Consider the following 16,506-nt stretch of genomic DNA (forward strand, 5'->3'; position numbering starts at 1 on the left):
CGCGGATTGCGGAGCGGGAATCCGGCGCGGAGGGGCGCCGAGGAGTGGGAAGAAGGTGCCGCCGTGCCGGGGCGGAGGCGGCCGGGGAACCGCGTTCCTCCGGCGGGCGGGCGCTCAGACCCGGGGCAGGGCCTCGGCGGCGAGGCCGCCCTCGATGGCGAGGATGCGGTGCAGACGGGTGGCGACGAGGACCCGCTGCAGCTGCGGCGGCACACCGCGGAGCACGAGCCGCCGGCCGGCGCGGCCGGCCCGCCGGTGGACTCCCATGATCACGCCGAGTCCGGTGGCGTCCCAGGAGTCGAGTTCGCTGAGGTCCAGCATCAGGTCGCCGTGGCCGGAGTCCACCGCCGTATGCAGGGCCGCGCGGGCGTCCGCCGCGCTGCGCACGTCGAGGCGGCCGCCGACGACCAGCTCGGCATGGTCGCCCCTGATATGCATATGCGCTCCCGGAAAGTGCTGCGGTGGCCTGGTCGGAACGGCCCGGTCAAGGTCTACAGAACTGACTACCTCTCAGGCAGCATAGTTGCCATCTGTAAGCGAACCGATACGGATTTCACCCGGGTGGGTGATCCGGAGGTGCGCTTCCGCCGCGGAAGGTGTAATAGCCCGCAGGCATTTCCGCGCCGGGGTCACCGGCGCCGGTCCCGCGGCGCGTCGCCGGCGGTGACGGCGGTGACGGCGGTGTTACGGAACTCCCGCGCCGGCTTCCCGCGCCGGTCCTCGCCCATGCCCGTGTGCCGGTGTGACGCCGGGCGCCCGGCGCCGGCGGCGGGTGCCGCGGCCGCGGTGACGGCGGGATGCTCTGCCACTGTCCCGCCTCCTCACGCTGTGCCGGTCCGTGCCGGCACGGTCGCCGGCGGGAGCCGCGACATCTCCCACTCGGGACCCTAGCGGCCGCCGGGGGCCGGTCGAAAGGCCAAGAGACGCGCATCACGTCTCACATGACGGACCTCACACCACCGCGCGCACCGCGCTCCGGGGCGCTCGACGACCGCCGCCGGGCGGACGGCGCGGGCCGCCCGGCACGGCGAGCCGTCCGGGGCGGCCTTAGGCTCGGGCCATGGTCAACCTCACCCGTATCTACACCCGTACCGGCGACGACGGCACCACCGCGCTGGGCGACATGAGCCGCACCGCGAAGACCGATCTGCGGATCACCGCGTACGCCGACGCCAACGAGGCCAATGCCGTGATCGGCACGGCCATCGCCCTGGGCTCGCTGCCGGAGGAGGCCGTCAAGGTCCTGGTCCGCGTCCAGAACGACCTCTTCGACGTGGGCGCGGACCTCGCGACCCCGGTGGCCGAGAACCCCCAGTACCCGCCGCTGCGGGTGGAGCAGAGCTACATCGACAAGCTGGAGGCGGACTGCGACCGCTTCCTGGAGCAGTTGGAGAAGCTCCGCAGCTTCATCCTGCCCGGCGGTACGCCCGGTGCCGCGCTGCTCCACCAGGCGACCACGGTGGTACGGCGGGCCGAGCGCTCGACGTGGGCGGCGCTGGAGGTGCACGGTGAGATCATGAACGCGCTGACGGCGACCTACCTCAACCGCCTCTCCGACCTGCTGTTCATCCTGGCCCGGGTGGCCAACAAGGAGGTCGGGGACGTGCTGTGGGTGCCGGGCGGCGAGCGCTGAGGGAGCCGGGCCGGCGCCCCGGCGCCCCGCCGGCCCGTCTCCGCACCGTCCCGCGCCCGTCCCCGCACTCCCGCCCCGGCCGGTCCGGGCTCTCCCCGGGCCGCGGCCTGCGAACCGGCCCGAACCGGCCCGTGGCGCAGGCCCGTTGCCGCCGTCCCGTGCATCGAAGGATGTAGCCGGACTCCTCCGGCGGGCGGACGACCTGCGCCTTCACCGCTCCTAGTCTGGAGACAGACGCCGGATGTCACAGACAGTCAAACCGGAGGAGAGCGGTCAACGATGGCTTCATCCATGAAGAACCTGATCGAGGGCGCCATCACGTTCGTGGTGGGTCTGGCCCTCTGGCTGTTCACCGGGGACGTGGAGATCCCGGTGTTCACCCTCACCAAGGTCGGAGTGGTGCTGATGTTCGTGGGCGGGGCGCTGCTCATCGTCGGCCTGTACCAGTCCGTCACCGGGTCCCGCACGGTCAAGGACACCTGAGCCCTGCCGCGGCCGGGCCGCGGCATCCGAGGATGGCCGGGTCCGGCCCGGTCCCGGTCCGCGGGCGGGCCGGACGTCACGAAGGGCGGAACGTGATACGCGTCGTGGTGGTCGACGGCGAGGCGCTGGTCAGAACGGCGCTGCGGCAGATCCTGCAGTCCACCGACGGTATACGGGTGGTGGGCGAGGACGACGGCCGCGGAGCGGTCGACATCGTGGCGGAGACCGCGCCCGATGTCCTGCTGCTGGGTGCCGGCGGGCCCGTGGGCGACGGGACGGCCGTGCTGCGGGGCGTGCGCGCCCTGCCCGCTCCGCCCGCGGTCGCCCTGCTCACACCGGCCGACACGGGCGAACGGATGGTCCACGCGCTGCGGGAGGGCGCGGCGGGCCTGCTGTTCCGGGACATCGCCCCGGCCACCCTCGTCGACGCGGTGCGCGTGGTGGCGGCGGGCGGCACCGTGCTGGCCCCGGCCGTCCGCGGCGCCGTCATCGACGAGTACCTCGGTGTGGGCGCCGCCGGTACCGGCGCGGCGCCGGACATGCCGGCGGCGGCCGGGCGGCTGACGTGCCGTGAGCGCGAGGTGCTGGCGCTGGTGGCCACCGGGCTGTCCAACGCGGAGATCGCCGCCTGTCTCGACCTGGGCACCGGCACGGTCAAGGACCATGTGAGCGCGCTGCGGCGGAAGCTCGGCGCGCGCAACCGGGTGACCGCCGCGGTCGCCGCCCACCGGCTGGGCCTCGTCCCGGCCCCCCAGGACGCCGTGAGCGCACGAACCCCGCGTGCGCTCACGGCTTCTCCCCGCCCCGCGCCCCGGGCCGCCCGGGAGGCCGGCTCGCGGTGATTCCCCGCAGAGCCGGACGGAACCTTTGACACAACATGACTCTGCACCCAAGATGACGTGAAACAGTATGACTATCTTGGGCGAGCAAGGGGGACTTGATGGCGGCCCGGATACATCGAACGGGAGACATACCGGCACGGATAGCGCTGGCTTCCACCGACCCGGAAGTACTGGCCACCGTGTCGAGGGCGACGGGGGAACCCCTGCTCGCCGGGGTGCCCGGGCTGCGGCGGACCGCCGGTGAGGCGGTGTCGGCCGTACTGGAGGCGGCCTTCTCCTTACTCCCGGAGCCGCTGCGCTCCACCGCTCCGCTGTATGTGCTCTGCGACGACTACAGCGTCTTCGCGGCCCGCCGGCTCGTCGAGCGCTGTCACGACCGGGAACGGCGGCTCCGCCCCTCGGACTCCGTGCGGCCGGAGACCTCGGAGCTGGTACGGCCGTATCTGACCGCCGCCGGGCACCGGGGCAACTGCTATCTGCTGGCCGGTGTGCCGGCGCAGTCCGTGCTGCGGCTGGCCGCCACGGCCGACCACCCGGCGGCCGTGATCTGCGAGCCGGCCGTGCTGACCGGTGACGACCCGCTGGCCCCGGGCTCGCTCGCGGTCGCCGCCGTCTGGGGCGCCGGCTCCCCGCCCGCCCTGCCCCGGACACCGTCGCCACCCCCTCCGCGCTGCTCACCGCTCTGTCCTCGACCGAAAGGCAGTGGGCCCATGCGTGACGACATCGTCATCAGCGGCATCGGACTGCTCACGGCGTTCGGCCGCGGCACCGGCGCCTACTGGCGCGGGCTCGTCGAGGGCCGCTCGGCCCTGGCCCCCGCGCGGCGCTTCGCGGCGGACTGCTACCGGGGCGAGGCCGTCGGGGAGATCTCCGGCTTCCCGGCCGGTGGCCCGGCGCGCAAGCAGGCGTACACGCTGGCCGCCGCCGAGGACGCCCTGCGGGCCGCGGGCCTGGGCGCGCTGCCCGACCGCTCCCTGGTGGTCCTGGTCGGGCAGTCGCCGCTGCGCGGGGACGGCGGACTCCGCGAGGAGCAGGACGAGTTCATGGGCCCGGTGCCGGCCGGGGTGCTGGAGGGCGGGCACTCCGTGCACATCACCCAGGCCTGCGCCTCGACGGTCTTCGCGATCAGCCTGGGCCGGGACGCGCTGCGCTCGGGGGCGGCCACCACCGTCGTGGTGGCGGGCGGGACGGCGCTCAACCGCTACGAATACGCCAGCATGGCCGTCGTCCGGGCCATCGACCGGACGGCGGCACGGCCGTTCGACACCGGGCGCGCGGGGATCTCCCTGGGCGAGGGGGGCGGCGCCATCGTCCTGGAGCACGGCAGCACGGCCCGCGCCCGGGGCCTGGCCCCGGACACGGTGGTGGCCGGGGCCGCGTGCCGGGTCTCGGCGGGCAAGGCCGTCGCCTCGGACGCGGACGTGGTCGCCGGCTGCCTGCGCGACGCGCTGGACGACGCCGGGGTGGAGCACGCCGACTACGTGCACGCGCACGCCACCGGCACCCCGCAGGGCGACGCGGCGGAGCTGCGGGCGATCGAGGAGGTCAGCGGCCGGACGGGCACGGCATCCCTGCCGGTCAGCTCGCACAAGGGCGCGGTGGGGCATCTGCTGCACATCTCGGGGGTGCCCGCGGTGGCCGCCGCCGCGATGGCGCTGCGCACCGGGGTGGTGCCGCCGACCCCGGGCCTGTCCGCACCGGAGGAGACGCGCCGGGTGGTGCTGCCGCGGAGCGCGCTGCCGGTGCCGGGGATGGCGGCGGCGGTCGTCAACAGCTTCGGCTTCGGCGGCAACAACGCCTCCCTGGTGCTGCGCCGTTCCTGACGCCCGGCCCCGGCGCGGGCCGCCGGGGCCGGCGCCGGGCGGTCCGCGCCGCTCAGCCGGCGCCGGTCAGTGCGTGCCGGTCGCCCGTGCCGATCAGTTCGCGCAGGGCCGCGGTGTCCACCTTGCCGTTGGGGTTCACCGGGAACCGGTCCACCACGTGGACGGCGTTGGGCTGTTCGAACTCGGCCAGGTGCGGGGCCATCCGCCGGCGCCAGTCCAGCGAGGCTCCCGCCTCCGGGTCGGCGACGAAGAAGTGCAGGGCGTGCCCGCGCCGGGGGTCGCGGACCGCGACCACCTTGACCTGCCGGCCGCAGCTCTCGGCCTTCCGCTCCAGGCTCTCCGGGAAGAGGGTGTGGCCGAGCCGGTGGACCGCGTGGTGGCGGCCCGTGACATGCAGATTGCCGTCCTCGTCGAGGCGGCCGAGGTCGCCGGTGCGGTACCACGCCTCCCGGTCCACCGGGGTCAGCTCCCCCTCGCCGGTGAGGTATCCGGCCATCAGACCGGGCGAGAGCACCTCGATCTCGCCCGGCTCGCCGGGGGCCGCGAGCCGGCCGCCGGGCGCTCTGACGCGTACCCGGACGCCGGGCAGCGGACGGCCGCAGCCCACCGGGCGGCCCGGGGTGGCCAGGGCGACGTTGCCGAGCTCGGAGAGACCGTAGCCGTCGAGGAGCGGCCGCCCGAGGGCCGCGCGGAACGCCTCGGCGAGCGGCTTGTCCAGCGGGGCGCCGCCGACTCCCCAGATCCGTACGCCGTCCAGGCCGGGGCGGACCGCCGGGCGGCGGCGCACCAGGCCGAGCAGGGCGTGGTACGTGGACGGGGCCGCGTCCACGGCGGTCACCCCGTGCGCGGCGGCCAGGGCGACGGCCCGGTCCAGCCGCTGGTACGGGGTGACGACGAGGGTGCTGCCGGAGAGCCACCACAGCAGGATCACCGAGAGCCCGTACTGGTGGGAGAAGGGCAGCAGCGGGGCGAGGACGTCGCCGGAGCGGTAGCCCATGCCGGCGATGGTGCGTTCGGTGTTGTCGCGCACGGCCGCGCCGGACTTGACGATGCCCTTGGGTCTGCCGGTGGTGCCCGAGGACCACAGCACGACCGCGTCGGGTCGGGCGAACCAGCCGGCGGGGTCCGGCCGTCCGGGCAGGGGCGCCAGGTCCTCGCCGAGCCCCGGGTAGCTCAGGACGCGGGTGCCGGGGGCGGGGCGGCGGGCGGCGTGCGGCAGAGGAGCCACCGGGCGCGGGCCTGTTCGGCGGCGGCGCGGGTGCCGGCCGCGGACTGCCCGTGGTCCACCGGCACGACGCAGGCGCCGAGGTGGGTCAGGGCGAGCAGCGCCACCACGTAGCCGGTGGAGTTGTCGCCCTGGATCAGCACCCGGTCGCCGGTGCGGACGCCGTGCTCGCGCAGCGCCCGCGCCGCGGCGAGTATCCGCCGGCCGAGCGCCGGTCCCTCCAGTACGCCCTCCGCGCCGGCGAGGCGGGGCCCCGGGGCTTCCGTTCCGGGCATGTGATCCTCCACGGGTCTCCACGAGTCAAGCTGAGTCAATGCCAGTTATACTAGAGTCACATGTTGCCGATGTCCGGGGGATTGCCATGACTCAGCCGCGTACCGCTCTCGTCACCGGCGGCAACCGGGGCATCGGCCTGGCCGTCGCGGAGTCGCTGGCCGCGGCGGGCCACCGGGTCGCGGTCACCCACCGGGGCGGGGCCCCGGAGAAGCTGTACGGGGTGCGCTGCGACGTCACCTCCCCCGAGGAGGTGGAGGAGGCGTTCACCGCCGTCGAGCGCGACCTCGGACCGGTCGGGATCCTGGTGGCGAACGCGGGCATCACCTGGGACACCCCGTTCGCGCTGATGACCGAGGAGCGCTTCGGCCGCGTCATCGACACCAATCTGGTCGGCGCCTACCGCTGCGCGCGCCGCGCCGTGCCGGCGATGCTGCGGGCCCGCTGGGGCCGGATCGTCTTCATCGGTTCGGAGGTGGGTCTCTCCGGCAACGCGGGCCAGGCCAACTACGCGGCCTCGAAGGCCGGTCTGGTCGGTCTCGCGCGCTCGCTCGCCCGCGAGACGGGGCGCCGCGGCATCACCGTCAACACCGTGGCCCCCGGCTTCGTCGACACCGACATGACCCGCGGTCTGCGGGAGCACCACCGGGAGGAGATCGTCGCCCGCAACCCCGTGCCGCGCATCGGCACCCCGGCCGATGTGGCATCGGCCGTGACCTGGCTGGCGGACGAGTCGGCGGGCTACGTCACCGGGGCGGTGATCCCCGTGGACGGCGGAATGGGGATGGGCGGCTGAGCGCCGGGTCGGGGCACCGGCCGGACGGGACGGACGGCCGGAGACCGGGCGATCGGAGGCCGGACGGTCAGACGCCCAGCATGTGCGTACCGCCGTCCACATGGACGATCTCCCCGGTGGTCGCCGGGAACCAGTCGGACAGCAGCGCGAGGCAGGCCCGTGCCACCGGCTCCGGATCTCCCGCGTCCCAGCCCAGGGGAGCCCGCCGGCCCCACTCCTTCGCGAAGCCCTCGCCGTCGCCGCCGATGCCGCGCGCCGCCAGGGTGTTCAGCGGGCCCGCGGCGACCAGGTTCACCCGCACCCCCTCCGGGCCCAGGTCGCGGGCGAGGTAGCGGGCGCAGGACTCCAGTCCGGCCTTGGCCACGCCCATCCAGTCGTAGCCGGGCCAGACGCGCGAGGCGTCGAAGTCCAGGCCGACGACGGACGAGCCGGGGGCCAGCAGCGGACGGCAGGCGACGGTCAGCGCCTTGAGGGAGTAGGCGGAGGTGTGGACGGCCGAGGCCACATCGGGCCACGGAGCGTCCAGGAAGCCGCCGTCCAGGCAGCTCGCGGGCGCGTGGGCGACGGAGTGCAGGATGCCGTCGACACGGTCCAGACTGTCGCTCAACCGCTCAGCGAGCGTGGCCAGTTGGCCCTCGTCGGTGACGTCGAGCTCCACCACCGGCGGCGGGTCCGGCAGCCGCCGGGCGAGCCGGGCGACGAGGGTGGGCCGGCCGTAGGCGGTCAGGACGATCCTGGCCCCCTGCTCCTGCGCCAGCCGGGCGACGGCCCAGGCGATGGAACTCTCGGTGATGACCCCGGTGACGACCAGGTTCTTGCCGTGGAGCAGACCGCTCATCCCGGCTCCTTCCTCCCTGTCTCGGTGTGGGGGCCGGCGGCGCCGGCCGGGTGTTCCGTGTGCCGGAAGAGCCGCCGGGTGCGGACCCGGAGGAGCGGGTCCGCACCCGGCGGAGTCGGCGTACCGGCCGGGGCGGCACCGCCCCCGGGAAGGGGCGGCCGCCGCGGGCCCTGCGGCCGCGGGGGCGGGGGCGCGCCGCGGCGCGCCCTCCGGTCACCGGGGGGTGTGGGCACCCGGTGACCGGAGCCGTGGCGGGCCGGGGACACCGGTCCGGGACCGGTGCGTCCCCGTCCCCGCGGCCGGCGGACGCCGGTGGTTCAGCAGCTGTTGCTGATGGTGCTGCTGGGCAGCGCGGCCTCTTCGGCGGGGACCTCGAGGGCCTGCAGGTCGAGAACGATCGACACGGTTCCTCCTCGGAACATGACACGGATACGGCACGGACGCGGCACGGGCACCGGCCGGCTCCGGGGTGCGGTGGGCCGGGGCATCGCCCCGGCACCGGAACCCCGGCGCCGGCCGGGCCTCAGGAGCCTCAGCAGTTGTTGCTGATGGTGCTGCCCGGAAGGGCAGCCTCCTCGGCGGGGACCTCAAGGCCCTGCAGGTCGAGAACGATCGACATGGTGATTCCTCCTCTCCGGAAAACTCGCGCGCGGACACGGGGACACCGGCGGTGGCCCGGGGACCCGGCGGATCAGGGGCATCGGCCCGTCACCGGGCGGGGCGGGCGGCGGCCGGAACCGCTGCCGGTTCAGCAGTTGTTGCTGATGGTGCTGCCCGGAACGGCAGCCTCCTCGGCGGGGACCTCAAGGCCCTGCAGGTCGAGAACGATCGACATGGTGATTCCTCCTCTCCACGGTCTGGGGGGCAAGGGCACCGGACGGCTCAGGGCCGTCCGGGGTCTGTGGGGCGCGGTGCACGGGCTGCCGCCGGTCCCGCCAGGAAGGGCAGGAAGTCCGGACGGCCGTCCAGGGCCGCGCCGAGAGCGAGCAGGACACCGGCGTTCCCGGTGGCCAGGTCCATCGACAGCCGGCGCAACTGCTCACCGGGGAAGGCGATCTGCCCGCGGTAGGACAGGGCGTGCCAGTGGAGGCGGGCCAGATGGCGCTCCACGGCGCGGCCGATCGCGTCGGTGCCGCCGCCGATGCCGCCGCTGCCGCCGCCCGCCTGCCGGGCGCGGAGCGCCGCGAGGGTGGCGAGGAGCCCGGCCCGGCCGCTGAAGAGGTGCGGCTCGATGGTGAACTCCGGCTCCGCCGCCCGGACGAGGGCCGGCAGGGTCTCCTCCAGTCGCGTGTCGGCGCGGTGCCGAAGGATCTCGGCCGCGACCAGGGCGATGCCCGCGCTGCCCACGTCGAGGTACGGCAGCAGGCGGAAACCGCCGTCCACCTGGAGGGAGCCGTCCTCGGAGGCGCGGCAGAGGGCGAGGTCCCGGTGCACGGCCCGCACCGCGAGGCCGAGCCATGCCGCGTCACCGGTGTCCTGGTGGAGGCGGAGGAAGAAGAGGGCGGGCCCGGACCAGCCGTGCAGCAGCCCCGCCCGGCTCCCCCGGCCCGGTCCGGCGGCGATGCCGGGGGCGGTGCCGGCGTCGACGGCCTCCGCGAGCCGGCCGGCCACGGCCAGCGCCTCCTCGCGGTGGACGGCCGTCCCCGTGCGGGCGGCGAAGTGGAGCAGGTTGAGGCCGATGCCCGCCAGGCCCCGGTAGAGGCTCACCTCGCGGACGGCACCCGGCGCCTCGCGGCTCCGGTCGAGCAGCCGCAGGGCGTCCTCGGTCCGGCCGAGGGTGTCGAGGACGTGGGCGATGCCGTGCGCGCCGTCGTAGAAGCCGGGGCCGAGGGCCTCGTCCCGGCGGGCGGCCGCCGCGAGCCACTCCTCGTACTCGGACCAGCGGCCGGCGCCGGTGGTGTGCAGGGCCCAGAGGACGCCCGCCGCTCCGTAGGCGACGTTGAGGCCGTTGGTGTGGAACTGGCGTACGTCGCCGGGGAAGAGCCGGTCCCGGCGCTCGGGGGTGGCGCTGAGCAGGATCGCCTCGGCCATCGACTTGCGTACGGCGGGCCAGTCGGGCGCGTCCGCGTCCAGCCGCACCGGCGAGGGTTCGCGCAGCGCGTCCGGCACCCGGGCCAGGGCGTCCGCCGCCGGGGCGAGTTCGCGCCGTACCGCGTCGAGTTCGCCGGGCGCGAGGGGGAAGGCGCGCTCGGCCGCGTCGGCGTAGCGGGCGGCGCGGGCGGGGTCCAGCTCGGAGAGCGCGGTGAGCGGGAAGAGCAGCCAGAGCCGCAGTGCGGCGAGTGCGTGGCGGTCGAGGGCGTAGCCGGTGAGGCCGGAGCCGGAGAAGCCGGGGTTGGCCAGCCCGAGCCGCCGCGCCTCGGCGGCGGGGACGGTCAGTTCGAAGTCGACCAGGGACACCCGGAGTCCGTCGTCGCTCTCGTCGACCAGGATGTTGCCGGGGTGCAGGTCCCCGAAGACCATGCCGCGTTCGTGGACGGCGGTGACGAGCGCCTCGATCCGGTCGGCGACGGCCCGTGCCCGCTCCACGTGGGCCCGCAGAGCGGCGGCGTCCGGGGCGGCCTTGGTCAGCGGGTAGTGCCGGGCGAGCCAGCCGTGCAGGGTGTCGCCGGGTAAGTGCTCCACGGCGAGGAAGTGGTGCTCCCAGACCCGGTGGTGGCCGTAGAGCTCCGGGATGCCGGGGATGCCGGCCAGGTGTTCCAGGGCGGCGCGTTCGCGTTCCAGCCGCCGTACGGCGTCGCGGCCCCGGCCGTCGAGACCGGCGTGCGGGCGGGCCTCCTTCAGCACGGTCCGCCGGCCGTCCCGGTGCCGGGCGAGGTAGACGCCGCCGCCGTTGGAGAAGTGCAGGGCGCGCTCGACGGTGTACGGGAAGTCGTCCCCCGCGCCGGCCGTCCGCCGCGCCTCCAGGTGCGGGGCGAGGAACGCGGGCGGCTCGACCCACTCCGGCACGGTGAACACCGGCCGCCGGTCGTCGGGGACCAGGACCCCGTCGGGCCGTTCGACCGCGGGCACCGGAGCGCCGTCCGGGCCGGTGCAGTAGCGGCTGACGAAGGCCCCGTACCGCACGTGCAGCGGCCCGTCGCCCCAGCGCAGATCGGTGAGGATGTACGGCCCGGACACCCCGGCCAGCCGCTCGGACAGCTCCTCCAGCGCGTGCCGGAGCTCTTCCTCGCCGGCGGGGTAGAGGGTGACGAGCTTGCCGCTGGCGGAGCGCGGCGCGTACTTGACGCTGTGGGCGGTGACGACGTCGCGGCTGCGCAGGAACTTGAACGGGACGCCGCGGCCGGTGCAGTAGTCCCAGGCCGTCTCGATGATCCGCCGGGCGTTGTCGGGGCGCCCGGAGATGTGGATCTTCCAGCCCTGGGCGGGCATCCGGTGGCCCTCGGGGGTGTGGACCACCCAGACGTCCCGCTCCCCGCGCCGCCAGCCCGCCGGGGCGGGGGCTTCCGTCAGCGGGAAGACGGAGGTGTCGTGCGCGGTGTGGCGGCTGCCGGTGTCGTAGAAGACCGGGTCGGCCTGGCAGTACGCCTCGGGCTGGGGGCGCGTGGTGGTCATCGCGCGGCCTCCCCGTTGACGGCGGGCGCGGCGGCACCGGGGGCCGTGACGGCGTGGGAGACCGCGTCGGAGACGGCACCGGTGAGCGCGGCCGCGGCCGCGGCGGCGCCGGCCGTCCGGGCGGCCGCCCGGGACGCGGCCTCCGCGTCGGCGTCCTCCAGCAGGATCTTGATGGAGGTCTCGGCCTCCGGCCGGCGGAGGTGGTCGCAGAGCACGGCGAGCGCCTCGGCCTTCGCGGACTCGGGGATCGCGTCGGGGCCGGTGAAGCCGGGGGTCCGGCGGGCCTGCTCCGCCAGGGAGTCGTAGTACTCGTGGCGCAGCAGCGACCAGACGGCGGCGTGGTGGTAGCGCCCGTCGAGGTAGTGGTACTCGCGCAGGATGCCCTCCAGGACGAAGCCGGCCCGGGTGACCATGCGCAGCACGGACTTGTTGTAGAGGGCGGTGGTGAACTGCATCCGGTGCGCGTTGCGGGCGTGGAAGAGGTGGTCGATCAGCAGGTCGAACGCCTCGGCGCCGAGCCCGCGCTGCCACATCGACGGATCGCCGATCGCGCCGCCGATGACGTAGCTGCCGACCGGGCCCTGGCGGCGGTAGTTGACGGTGCCGACGGTCGTGCCGTCGAGCGTGCGGACCGCGAACTGCCGTATCTCGCCGGAGTCGTTGTAGCGCTTGAGGTCCTCGGGGGTCACGAACTCGCCGGTGTCCGCGGTCAGCACAGCGGTCGGGGAGGCCGGGCCGAGCCATTCGGCGATCAGTTCGTAGTCGGCCTCGGTGGGCCTGACCAGGGTGACGCGCCTGCCCTTCATCGCTTCCCTCCCGCGGCCCGCGCGGCCTGCGCGGTCCGTTCGTCCGGTGTGGTCTGTGCGGGCTGTCCGTCCCGTCCGTCCCGTCCGTCCTCCGGGTGGGCGCGGACCACGAGGACCGCGTTGTGCCCGCCGAATCCGAAGGAGTTGCTCACCGCCACGCGCGTCGGCTGTCTCCGCGCGGTGTGCGGCACGTAGTCGAGTTCCGGGTCCAGCGGGTCGTCGCAGTTGACGGTGGGCGGGAGGATCCCGGTGCGGACGGCCAGCAGCGAGGCGATCAGCTCGACCGCCCCGGCGGCCCCGATCATGTGCCCGGTCATGGATTTGACCGAGCTGATCGGGATGCGGGGGGCGTGGTCGCCGAAGACCCCGCGGATCGCCTCGCTCTCGATGCGGTCGTTGAGCGGGGTGCTGGTGCCGTGGGCGCAGATGTAGTCCACCTCGCCGGGCGCCACCCCCGCGTCGTCCAGGGCGTCCGCCATCGCCCGCTTGACGGCGAGCCCTTCGGGGTGCGGGTGGGTGGAGTGGTACGCGTCCGTGGTGGCTCCGTAGCCGGCGAGTTCGGCCAGGACGGCCGCCCCGCGCCGTTCCGCGTGCTCGGCGGACTCCAGGACGACGATTCCGGCGCCGGCGCCCATCACGAAGCCGTCGCGGGCCTTGTCGAAGGGCCGGCTGGCCAGCTCCGGGTGGTCGCCGCGCCGGGACAGCGCCCCGACGTTGGCGGAGACCGCCAGGTCGAGAGGGTTGACGGCGTCGTCGGAACCGCCGGCCAGCACCACGTCCGCGTAGCCGTCCCGGATCAGCCGCATGGCGTCGCCGATGCAGACGGCGCCGGTCGCGCAGGCCGCGACCACGGCGCCGGACGGTCCGCGGGCGCCGAACCGGTTGGCGACCTCGACCGCGGCGCTGTCCGAGGAGCCGGCCGAGGCGAAGTAGGCGTTCATCCTGCGGCGGCCGCGGTCGCGCAGCTCCAGGACCGCGGTCCGGGTGAAGTGCCCGGCTCCGTACCCGCTGCCGACGAGGACGGCCGTCCGGGGCGCGAGCTCCTCGTCGATCTCCAGCTTCGCCTCCGCCATGGCCTCCTGGGCGGCGGCCAGGGCGAACTGGGCGAACCGGTCGAGGCGCCGGGCGACCCTGTTGGGCATGTGGGCGCGGGGGTCGAAGCCGGTGATCTCCCCGGCGAAGCGGGTCGGCAGTTCGTCCGCGTCGTACCGGGTGATGACCCGGATGCCACTGCGTCCGGCGGTGAGGGACTCCCAGAACTCGCCGGTCGTCAGGCCGATCGGGGAGACGACCCCGGTGCCCGTCACGACGACGCGCCGTTTCGGCGCCTCGCGTCGGAGCGGTGTCACGGTCACGCCTGTCCCCTTCCTCGATCGGCCGCCGGCTGCCCGGCACGGCTGAACATTGACACGCCCATCACGCCACTGTCAATAAATGTGACTCATCATTGACGAAGCGAGACGGTTCCTGTTCACTGATGACCGCACCGCCAGTCATGCGCATGCGATTCACCATCGAGTCAAGGAGTCCGAGATGACCCGCTGGAGCACACTGCTGCTCGACGAGGCATCACTCGCCGAGATGCCGGACCTCCCTGTCGACCAGGTGCTGCGGCACGCGGATCTCGTCACCGCCGAACGCCCCAAGCCCCAGGCGCTCTACGAACGCTGGGAGAAGCAGCAGTGGTCGGCCCGGGCCATCGGGCTGGAGCAGGACCGGGAGGCCTTCGAGAAGGAGATCTCCCCGGCCGCCCGGCAGGCGCTCACCGACCAGATCGCCACCTTCATCACGGGCGAGTACACCGGGCTGGATCTCCTCGGGCCCATCCTCACCGGCGCCCCCGAGGAGGTGGACCACCTCTACCTCGGCACCCAGATCGCCGACGAGACCCGCCACACCCAGCTGATGCTGCGCTTCGGCGAGGAGCTGCTCGGTCTGGACCCCGACCCCAAGCGGATGCTCGTCCAGGCGTGGAACATGGTCACGCCCTCGCACCGCGAGCTGAGCACCATCGAGGCCGACGTCGTACGGGAGCTCCAGCAGCACCCCTCGGACTACCGCCGCTGGCTGCGCGCCGTGACCCTCTTCCACCTCATCACCGAGGGGGTGCTCGCCCTCGTCGGGCAGCGCGCCATCCTCAACCAGCTGCACGGGACGAAGGCACTCCCCGGGGTCAAGGCCGGCTTCACCGCCATGTGCCGGGACGAGTCACGGCATGTCAGCTTCGGGCTCCACGCGCTCCGCCAGGGGGTGAAGGAGGGCTATGGCGACGACATCCGCGAAATGCTGGAGCTGTCCGCGCCGATCGCCCTCGGCATCGACCACGGCGACCGCCCGGAGGAGCACACCGGCGATCCGACCATGACGGATCTCAGCGTCCACAGCCTGCGCCGCCAGATCCATCTCATCGGCCTGGAGCGGGAGTTCGCCGACCACCTGGTCACGATCTCCTTCCGGGAACCGGCCGCGGACGAGGCCGCCGAGGCCGCTGACGCCGCCGCGCGCGCCTGATCCCCGGTTCGCGCTTTCCCGCCCCTGTCCCCTGCCCCTCCCCGGCCGGCTCCTGGTCCCCCGATCCGTCGATCCGCCGAGGCCCGCAACGGCCGAACTCACCGAAGAAAGGTCATCCCATGACGCGTGAAGAAATCGTCGCCGGTCTCGCCGAGATCCTGAACGAGGTCGCCGACGTCGAGCCCTCGGAGGTCTCCGAGGAGAAGTCCTTCGTGGAGGAACTGGACGTCGACTCCCTCGCCATGGTGGAGATCATCGTGGCCACCGAGGAGCGGTTCGGCGTCAAGCTGCCCGAGGAGGAGCTGCGCGAACTGCGCCTGGTCTCCGATGTGGTGGGCCGCGTCGAGAAGCAGCTCGCCTGAGACGGCAGCTCCTCCGAGAGGTGGGGTCGCCGGTCCGGACGCCGGATCGTGACCCCACCGCCCCCGTTCTCCGCCCCGCCACTCCGCCGCCCGCCCCGGGTCTCTCCGGCGCTTCCCCGGTCCCCGGGTCGGTTCCGGACCGGCCGGCGCACCGGCGGGCGCGGACATCCGCCGGCCGGCACCGCGCTTCCGCGGGCCGGCCGGCTCCGTCGTCCCCCGCCCCGGCCGCGACGGCGGCGGGAAGTACGGCTCTCTTCGGGCGGGATACGACGGCCCGGCCCGCTCTCTCCGGCTCCGCCGGCGGCGACGGCCGGGCTCCCGGCGCAGGCCCCGTACCCGTACCCGCGAACGCCGGCGGGGGCCCGGGAGCCTTCCGGCACCCCGGGCCCCCGGCCCCGCGCTCCCTCGTCAGGCGCCGAGCGCGGTCCTCGGGGTGATCACCTTGGTCGGGAACTCCCGTGCGGTGATCCGGGCGTACATGTTCCGGGGCCCCGGGATCCACACCTCCCGGCCGCCCGCCGAGCGGATGCCGCGCAGCACCGTGCTCCAGTGCACGGGCGTGGTCCAGCCGTCGAGCAGGTCGCGCCGGATCTCCTCGCCCTCCCGAAGCGTCCGCCCGTCGACGTCGGAGATGACGGGGATGCGGGCGGTACGCCACTCCACGGTGCGGTAGACCTCCCGGTCCAGCCGTTCCCGCAGGCCGGCGACGGCGGAGCAGTGCTCGGCCCGGTTCACCGTGTAGAAGGGGAAGCCGCCTTCCTCCCGCACCCGCTGCTCGAACCGCTCCAGGGTCCGCAGGGAGGCCGACACCGCGTGCACCGAGGCGTCGAAGGCGACCGACAGTTCGATCCAGTCGCCCCCGGCGCGGAACTCCTCCACCAGCCGCTCGACCGTCTCGATCGGCAGCCGGTAGAAGAAGTGGCAGCCCAGGGGCTCGTCGAGGGAACTGAAGTAGTCCTGCTCCACCACCACGCTGCGGGACATCAGGCGCAGCGCGTCCGGATAGCTGAGGGTGCCGGCCCAGACGGCCGCCATCACCTCGCCGTAGCTCTGGCCGCCGCACAGCTCCGGAGTGGCGCCGTACCGTTCCTCCGCCCAGTCGGCGAGGGCCAGCGCGAGGGCCATGAAGCCGCACTCGAAGACCTCCCACTCGTAGATGGAGGCGTCGCGGTAGGCGTCGAGCAGCGGGTAGCCGAGGACCTCGTCGGCCTCGGCGAAGCGCCGTTTCGCGTGCTCCTGGGTGGTCACGAAGCGTTCGATGGCGTCGTACCGGGTCGGGGTGAGCCCGGGGAAGAACAGCACCACGGACATGCGTCATCTCTCTTCTCGTGGGTCGGGGCGGCCGTTGCACCACGGGCCGCC

General features: G+C 74.4%; 19 protein-coding genes. 7 read left to right on the forward strand and 12 right to left on the reverse strand.

Annotation, left to right across the window (positions count from 1 at the left end):
* Positions 1 to 114 precede the first annotated feature (114 nt).
* Positions 115 to 438 (reverse strand): STAS domain-containing protein, encoded by a 324-nt coding sequence (locus E4N63_RS09755; protein WP_019709988.1) that lies wholly within the window; start codon positions 436 to 438, stop codon positions 115 to 117.
* Between the two features lie 191 nt (positions 439 to 629).
* Entirely contained in the window at positions 630 to 809 is a 180-nt protein-coding gene (locus tag E4N63_RS09760; RefSeq protein WP_230240428.1) for a hypothetical protein, read from the reverse strand.
* Positions 810 to 1,060: 251 nt separating this feature from the next.
* Here E4N63_RS09760 and E4N63_RS09765 point away from each other — a divergent pair, with 251 nt between their 5' ends.
* From E4N63_RS09765 to E4N63_RS31020, 4 genes are all read left to right on the forward strand, one after another.
* Positions 1,061 to 1,633 (forward strand): cob(I)yrinic acid a,c-diamide adenosyltransferase, encoded by a 573-nt coding sequence (locus E4N63_RS09765; RefSeq protein WP_230240429.1) that lies wholly within the window; start codon positions 1,061 to 1,063, stop codon positions 1,631 to 1,633.
* 279 nt (positions 1,634 to 1,912) lie between these two features.
* Positions 1,913 to 2,116: a DUF5708 family protein gene (locus E4N63_RS09770; RefSeq protein WP_039818877.1), complete on the forward strand. Its 204-nt coding sequence runs from the start codon at positions 1,913 to 1,915 to the stop codon at positions 2,114 to 2,116.
* A gap of 92 nt (positions 2,117 to 2,208) precedes the next feature.
* Positions 2,209 to 2,958: a response regulator transcription factor gene (locus E4N63_RS09775; RefSeq protein ID WP_230240430.1), complete on the forward strand. Its 750-nt coding sequence runs from the start codon at positions 2,209 to 2,211 to the stop codon at positions 2,956 to 2,958.
* A gap of 179 nt (positions 2,959 to 3,137) precedes the next feature.
* On the forward strand, positions 3,138 to 4,781 hold the full coding sequence (locus E4N63_RS31020; RefSeq protein ID WP_230240431.1) for a beta-ketoacyl synthase N-terminal-like domain-containing protein: 1,644 nt from the start codon (positions 3,138 to 3,140) through the stop codon (positions 4,779 to 4,781).
* 52 nt (positions 4,782 to 4,833) lie between these two features.
* Here E4N63_RS31020 and E4N63_RS09785 read toward each other — a convergent pair whose 3' ends face one another.
* Positions 4,834 to 6,009 (reverse strand): class I adenylate-forming enzyme family protein, encoded by a 1,176-nt coding sequence (locus E4N63_RS09785; protein WP_230240432.1) that lies wholly within the window; start codon positions 6,007 to 6,009, stop codon positions 4,834 to 4,836.
* Positions 5,955 to 6,281, reverse strand: a complete 327-nt coding sequence (locus tag E4N63_RS09790; RefSeq protein WP_230240433.1) for an AMP-binding protein — start codon at positions 6,279 to 6,281, stop codon at positions 5,955 to 5,957. The genes E4N63_RS09785 and E4N63_RS09790 overlap by 55 nt, the downstream gene beginning before the upstream one ends.
* A gap of 86 nt (positions 6,282 to 6,367) precedes the next feature.
* Between E4N63_RS09790 and fabG the strand changes: the two genes are divergently transcribed.
* Positions 6,368 to 7,075, forward strand: a complete 708-nt coding sequence (gene fabG / locus E4N63_RS09795; protein WP_125626312.1) for a 3-oxoacyl-ACP reductase FabG — start codon at positions 6,368 to 6,370, stop codon at positions 7,073 to 7,075.
* A gap of 67 nt (positions 7,076 to 7,142) precedes the next feature.
* On the opposite strand, the gene fabI is transcribed toward fabG, so the two are convergent.
* From fabI to fabF, 7 genes are all read right to left on the reverse strand, one after another.
* The gene (gene fabI / locus E4N63_RS09800) at positions 7,143 to 7,913 is read right to left on the reverse strand and encodes an enoyl-ACP reductase FabI (protein WP_125626311.1); all 771 of its coding nucleotides are present in this window, start codon (positions 7,911 to 7,913) and stop codon (positions 7,143 to 7,145) included.
* A 317-nt stretch (positions 7,914 to 8,230) separates the two neighbouring features.
* Complete coding sequence (locus E4N63_RS09805; RefSeq protein ID WP_192883569.1) at positions 8,231 to 8,335, reverse strand: class III lanthipeptide; 105 nt, start codon at positions 8,333 to 8,335, stop codon at positions 8,231 to 8,233.
* A 110-nt stretch (positions 8,336 to 8,445) separates the two neighbouring features.
* On the reverse strand, positions 8,446 to 8,532 hold the full coding sequence (locus tag E4N63_RS31460) for a class III lanthipeptide (RefSeq protein WP_192883666.1): 87 nt from the start codon (positions 8,530 to 8,532) through the stop codon (positions 8,446 to 8,448).
* A gap of 129 nt (positions 8,533 to 8,661) precedes the next feature.
* Positions 8,662 to 8,748 (reverse strand): class III lanthipeptide, encoded by an 87-nt coding sequence (locus E4N63_RS31465; protein ID WP_227962682.1) that lies wholly within the window; start codon positions 8,746 to 8,748, stop codon positions 8,662 to 8,664.
* A gap of 47 nt (positions 8,749 to 8,795) precedes the next feature.
* On the reverse strand, positions 8,796 to 11,465 hold the full coding sequence (gene lanKC / locus E4N63_RS09810) for a class III lanthionine synthetase LanKC (protein ID WP_125626310.1): 2,670 nt from the start codon (positions 11,463 to 11,465) through the stop codon (positions 8,796 to 8,798).
* Entirely contained in the window at positions 11,462 to 12,271 is an 810-nt protein-coding gene (locus E4N63_RS09815) for a GNAT family N-acetyltransferase (protein ID WP_230240434.1), read from the reverse strand. Before E4N63_RS09815 ends, lanKC begins: the two co-directional genes overlap by 4 nt.
* On the reverse strand, positions 12,268 to 13,626 hold the full coding sequence (gene fabF / locus E4N63_RS09820) for a beta-ketoacyl-ACP synthase II (protein ID WP_230240435.1): 1,359 nt from the start codon (positions 13,624 to 13,626) through the stop codon (positions 12,268 to 12,270). The genes E4N63_RS09815 and fabF overlap by 4 nt, the downstream gene beginning before the upstream one ends.
* 178 nt (positions 13,627 to 13,804) lie before the next feature.
* Here fabF and E4N63_RS09825 point away from each other — a divergent pair, with 178 nt between their 5' ends.
* Entirely contained in the window at positions 13,805 to 14,782 is a 978-nt protein-coding gene (locus E4N63_RS09825; RefSeq protein ID WP_125626308.1) for a ribonucleotide-diphosphate reductase subunit beta, read from the forward strand.
* A 119-nt stretch (positions 14,783 to 14,901) separates the two neighbouring features.
* Positions 14,902 to 15,144 carry an acyl carrier protein gene (locus tag E4N63_RS09830; protein WP_227958015.1) on the forward strand — a complete coding sequence of 81 codons (243 nt, stop codon included), beginning with the start codon at positions 14,902 to 14,904 and terminating at the stop codon, positions 15,142 to 15,144.
* Positions 15,145 to 15,552: 408 nt separating this feature from the next.
* Here the strand turns inward: E4N63_RS09830 and E4N63_RS09835 are convergent, their stop codons facing one another.
* Positions 15,553 to 16,455, reverse strand: coding sequence for an ACP S-malonyltransferase (locus E4N63_RS09835; RefSeq protein WP_230240436.1), 903 nt, complete (start codon positions 16,453 to 16,455; stop codon positions 15,553 to 15,555).
* Positions 16,456 to 16,506 lie beyond the last annotated feature (51 nt).

Source organism: Streptomyces sp. MNU89, from assembly GCF_020982505.1.
Classification (GTDB): Bacteria; Actinomycetota; Actinomycetes; order Streptomycetales; family Streptomycetaceae; genus Streptomyces; species Streptomyces xinghaiensis.

Bases quoted from the DNA above. Each gene is read 5' to 3' on its own strand.
- E4N63_RS09755 (WP_019709988.1), bottom strand. From the start codon at position 438: ATGCATATCAGGGGCGACCATGCCGAGCTGGTCGTCGGCGGCCGCCTC.
- E4N63_RS09765 (WP_230240429.1), top strand. From the start codon at position 1,061: ATGGTCAACCTCACCCGTATCTACACCCGTACCGGCGACGACGGCACC.
- E4N63_RS09770 (WP_039818877.1), top strand. From the start codon at position 1,913: ATGGCTTCATCCATGAAGAACCTGATCGAGGGCGCCATCACGTTCGTG.
- E4N63_RS09790 (WP_230240433.1), bottom strand. From the start codon at position 6,281: ATGCCCGGAACGGAAGCCCCGGGGCCCCGCCTCGCCGGCGCGGAGGGC.
- fabG (WP_125626312.1), top strand. From the start codon at position 6,368: ATGACTCAGCCGCGTACCGCTCTCGTCACCGGCGGCAACCGGGGCATC.
- fabI (WP_125626311.1), bottom strand. From the start codon at position 7,913: ATGAGCGGTCTGCTCCACGGCAAGAACCTGGTCGTCACCGGGGTCATC.
- E4N63_RS09805 (WP_192883569.1), bottom strand. From the start codon at position 8,335: ATGTTCCGAGGAGGAACCGTGTCGATCGTTCTCGACCTGCAGGCCCTC.
- E4N63_RS31460 (WP_192883666.1), bottom strand. From the start codon at position 8,532: ATGTCGATCGTTCTCGACCTGCAGGGCCTTGAGGTCCCCGCCGAGGAG.
- E4N63_RS31465 (WP_227962682.1), bottom strand. From the start codon at position 8,748: ATGTCGATCGTTCTCGACCTGCAGGGCCTTGAGGTCCCCGCCGAGGAG.
- lanKC (WP_125626310.1), bottom strand. From the start codon at position 11,465: ATGACCACCACGCGCCCCCAGCCCGAGGCGTACTGCCAGGCCGACCCG.
- E4N63_RS09815 (WP_230240434.1), bottom strand. From the start codon at position 12,271: ATGAAGGGCAGGCGCGTCACCCTGGTCAGGCCCACCGAGGCCGACTAC.
- E4N63_RS09825 (WP_125626308.1), top strand. From the start codon at position 13,805: ATGACCCGCTGGAGCACACTGCTGCTCGACGAGGCATCACTCGCCGAG.
- E4N63_RS09830 (WP_227958015.1), top strand. From the start codon at position 14,902: ATGACGCGTGAAGAAATCGTCGCCGGTCTCGCCGAGATCCTGAACGAG.
- E4N63_RS09835 (WP_230240436.1), bottom strand. From the start codon at position 16,455: ATGTCCGTGGTGCTGTTCTTCCCCGGGCTCACCCCGACCCGGTACGAC.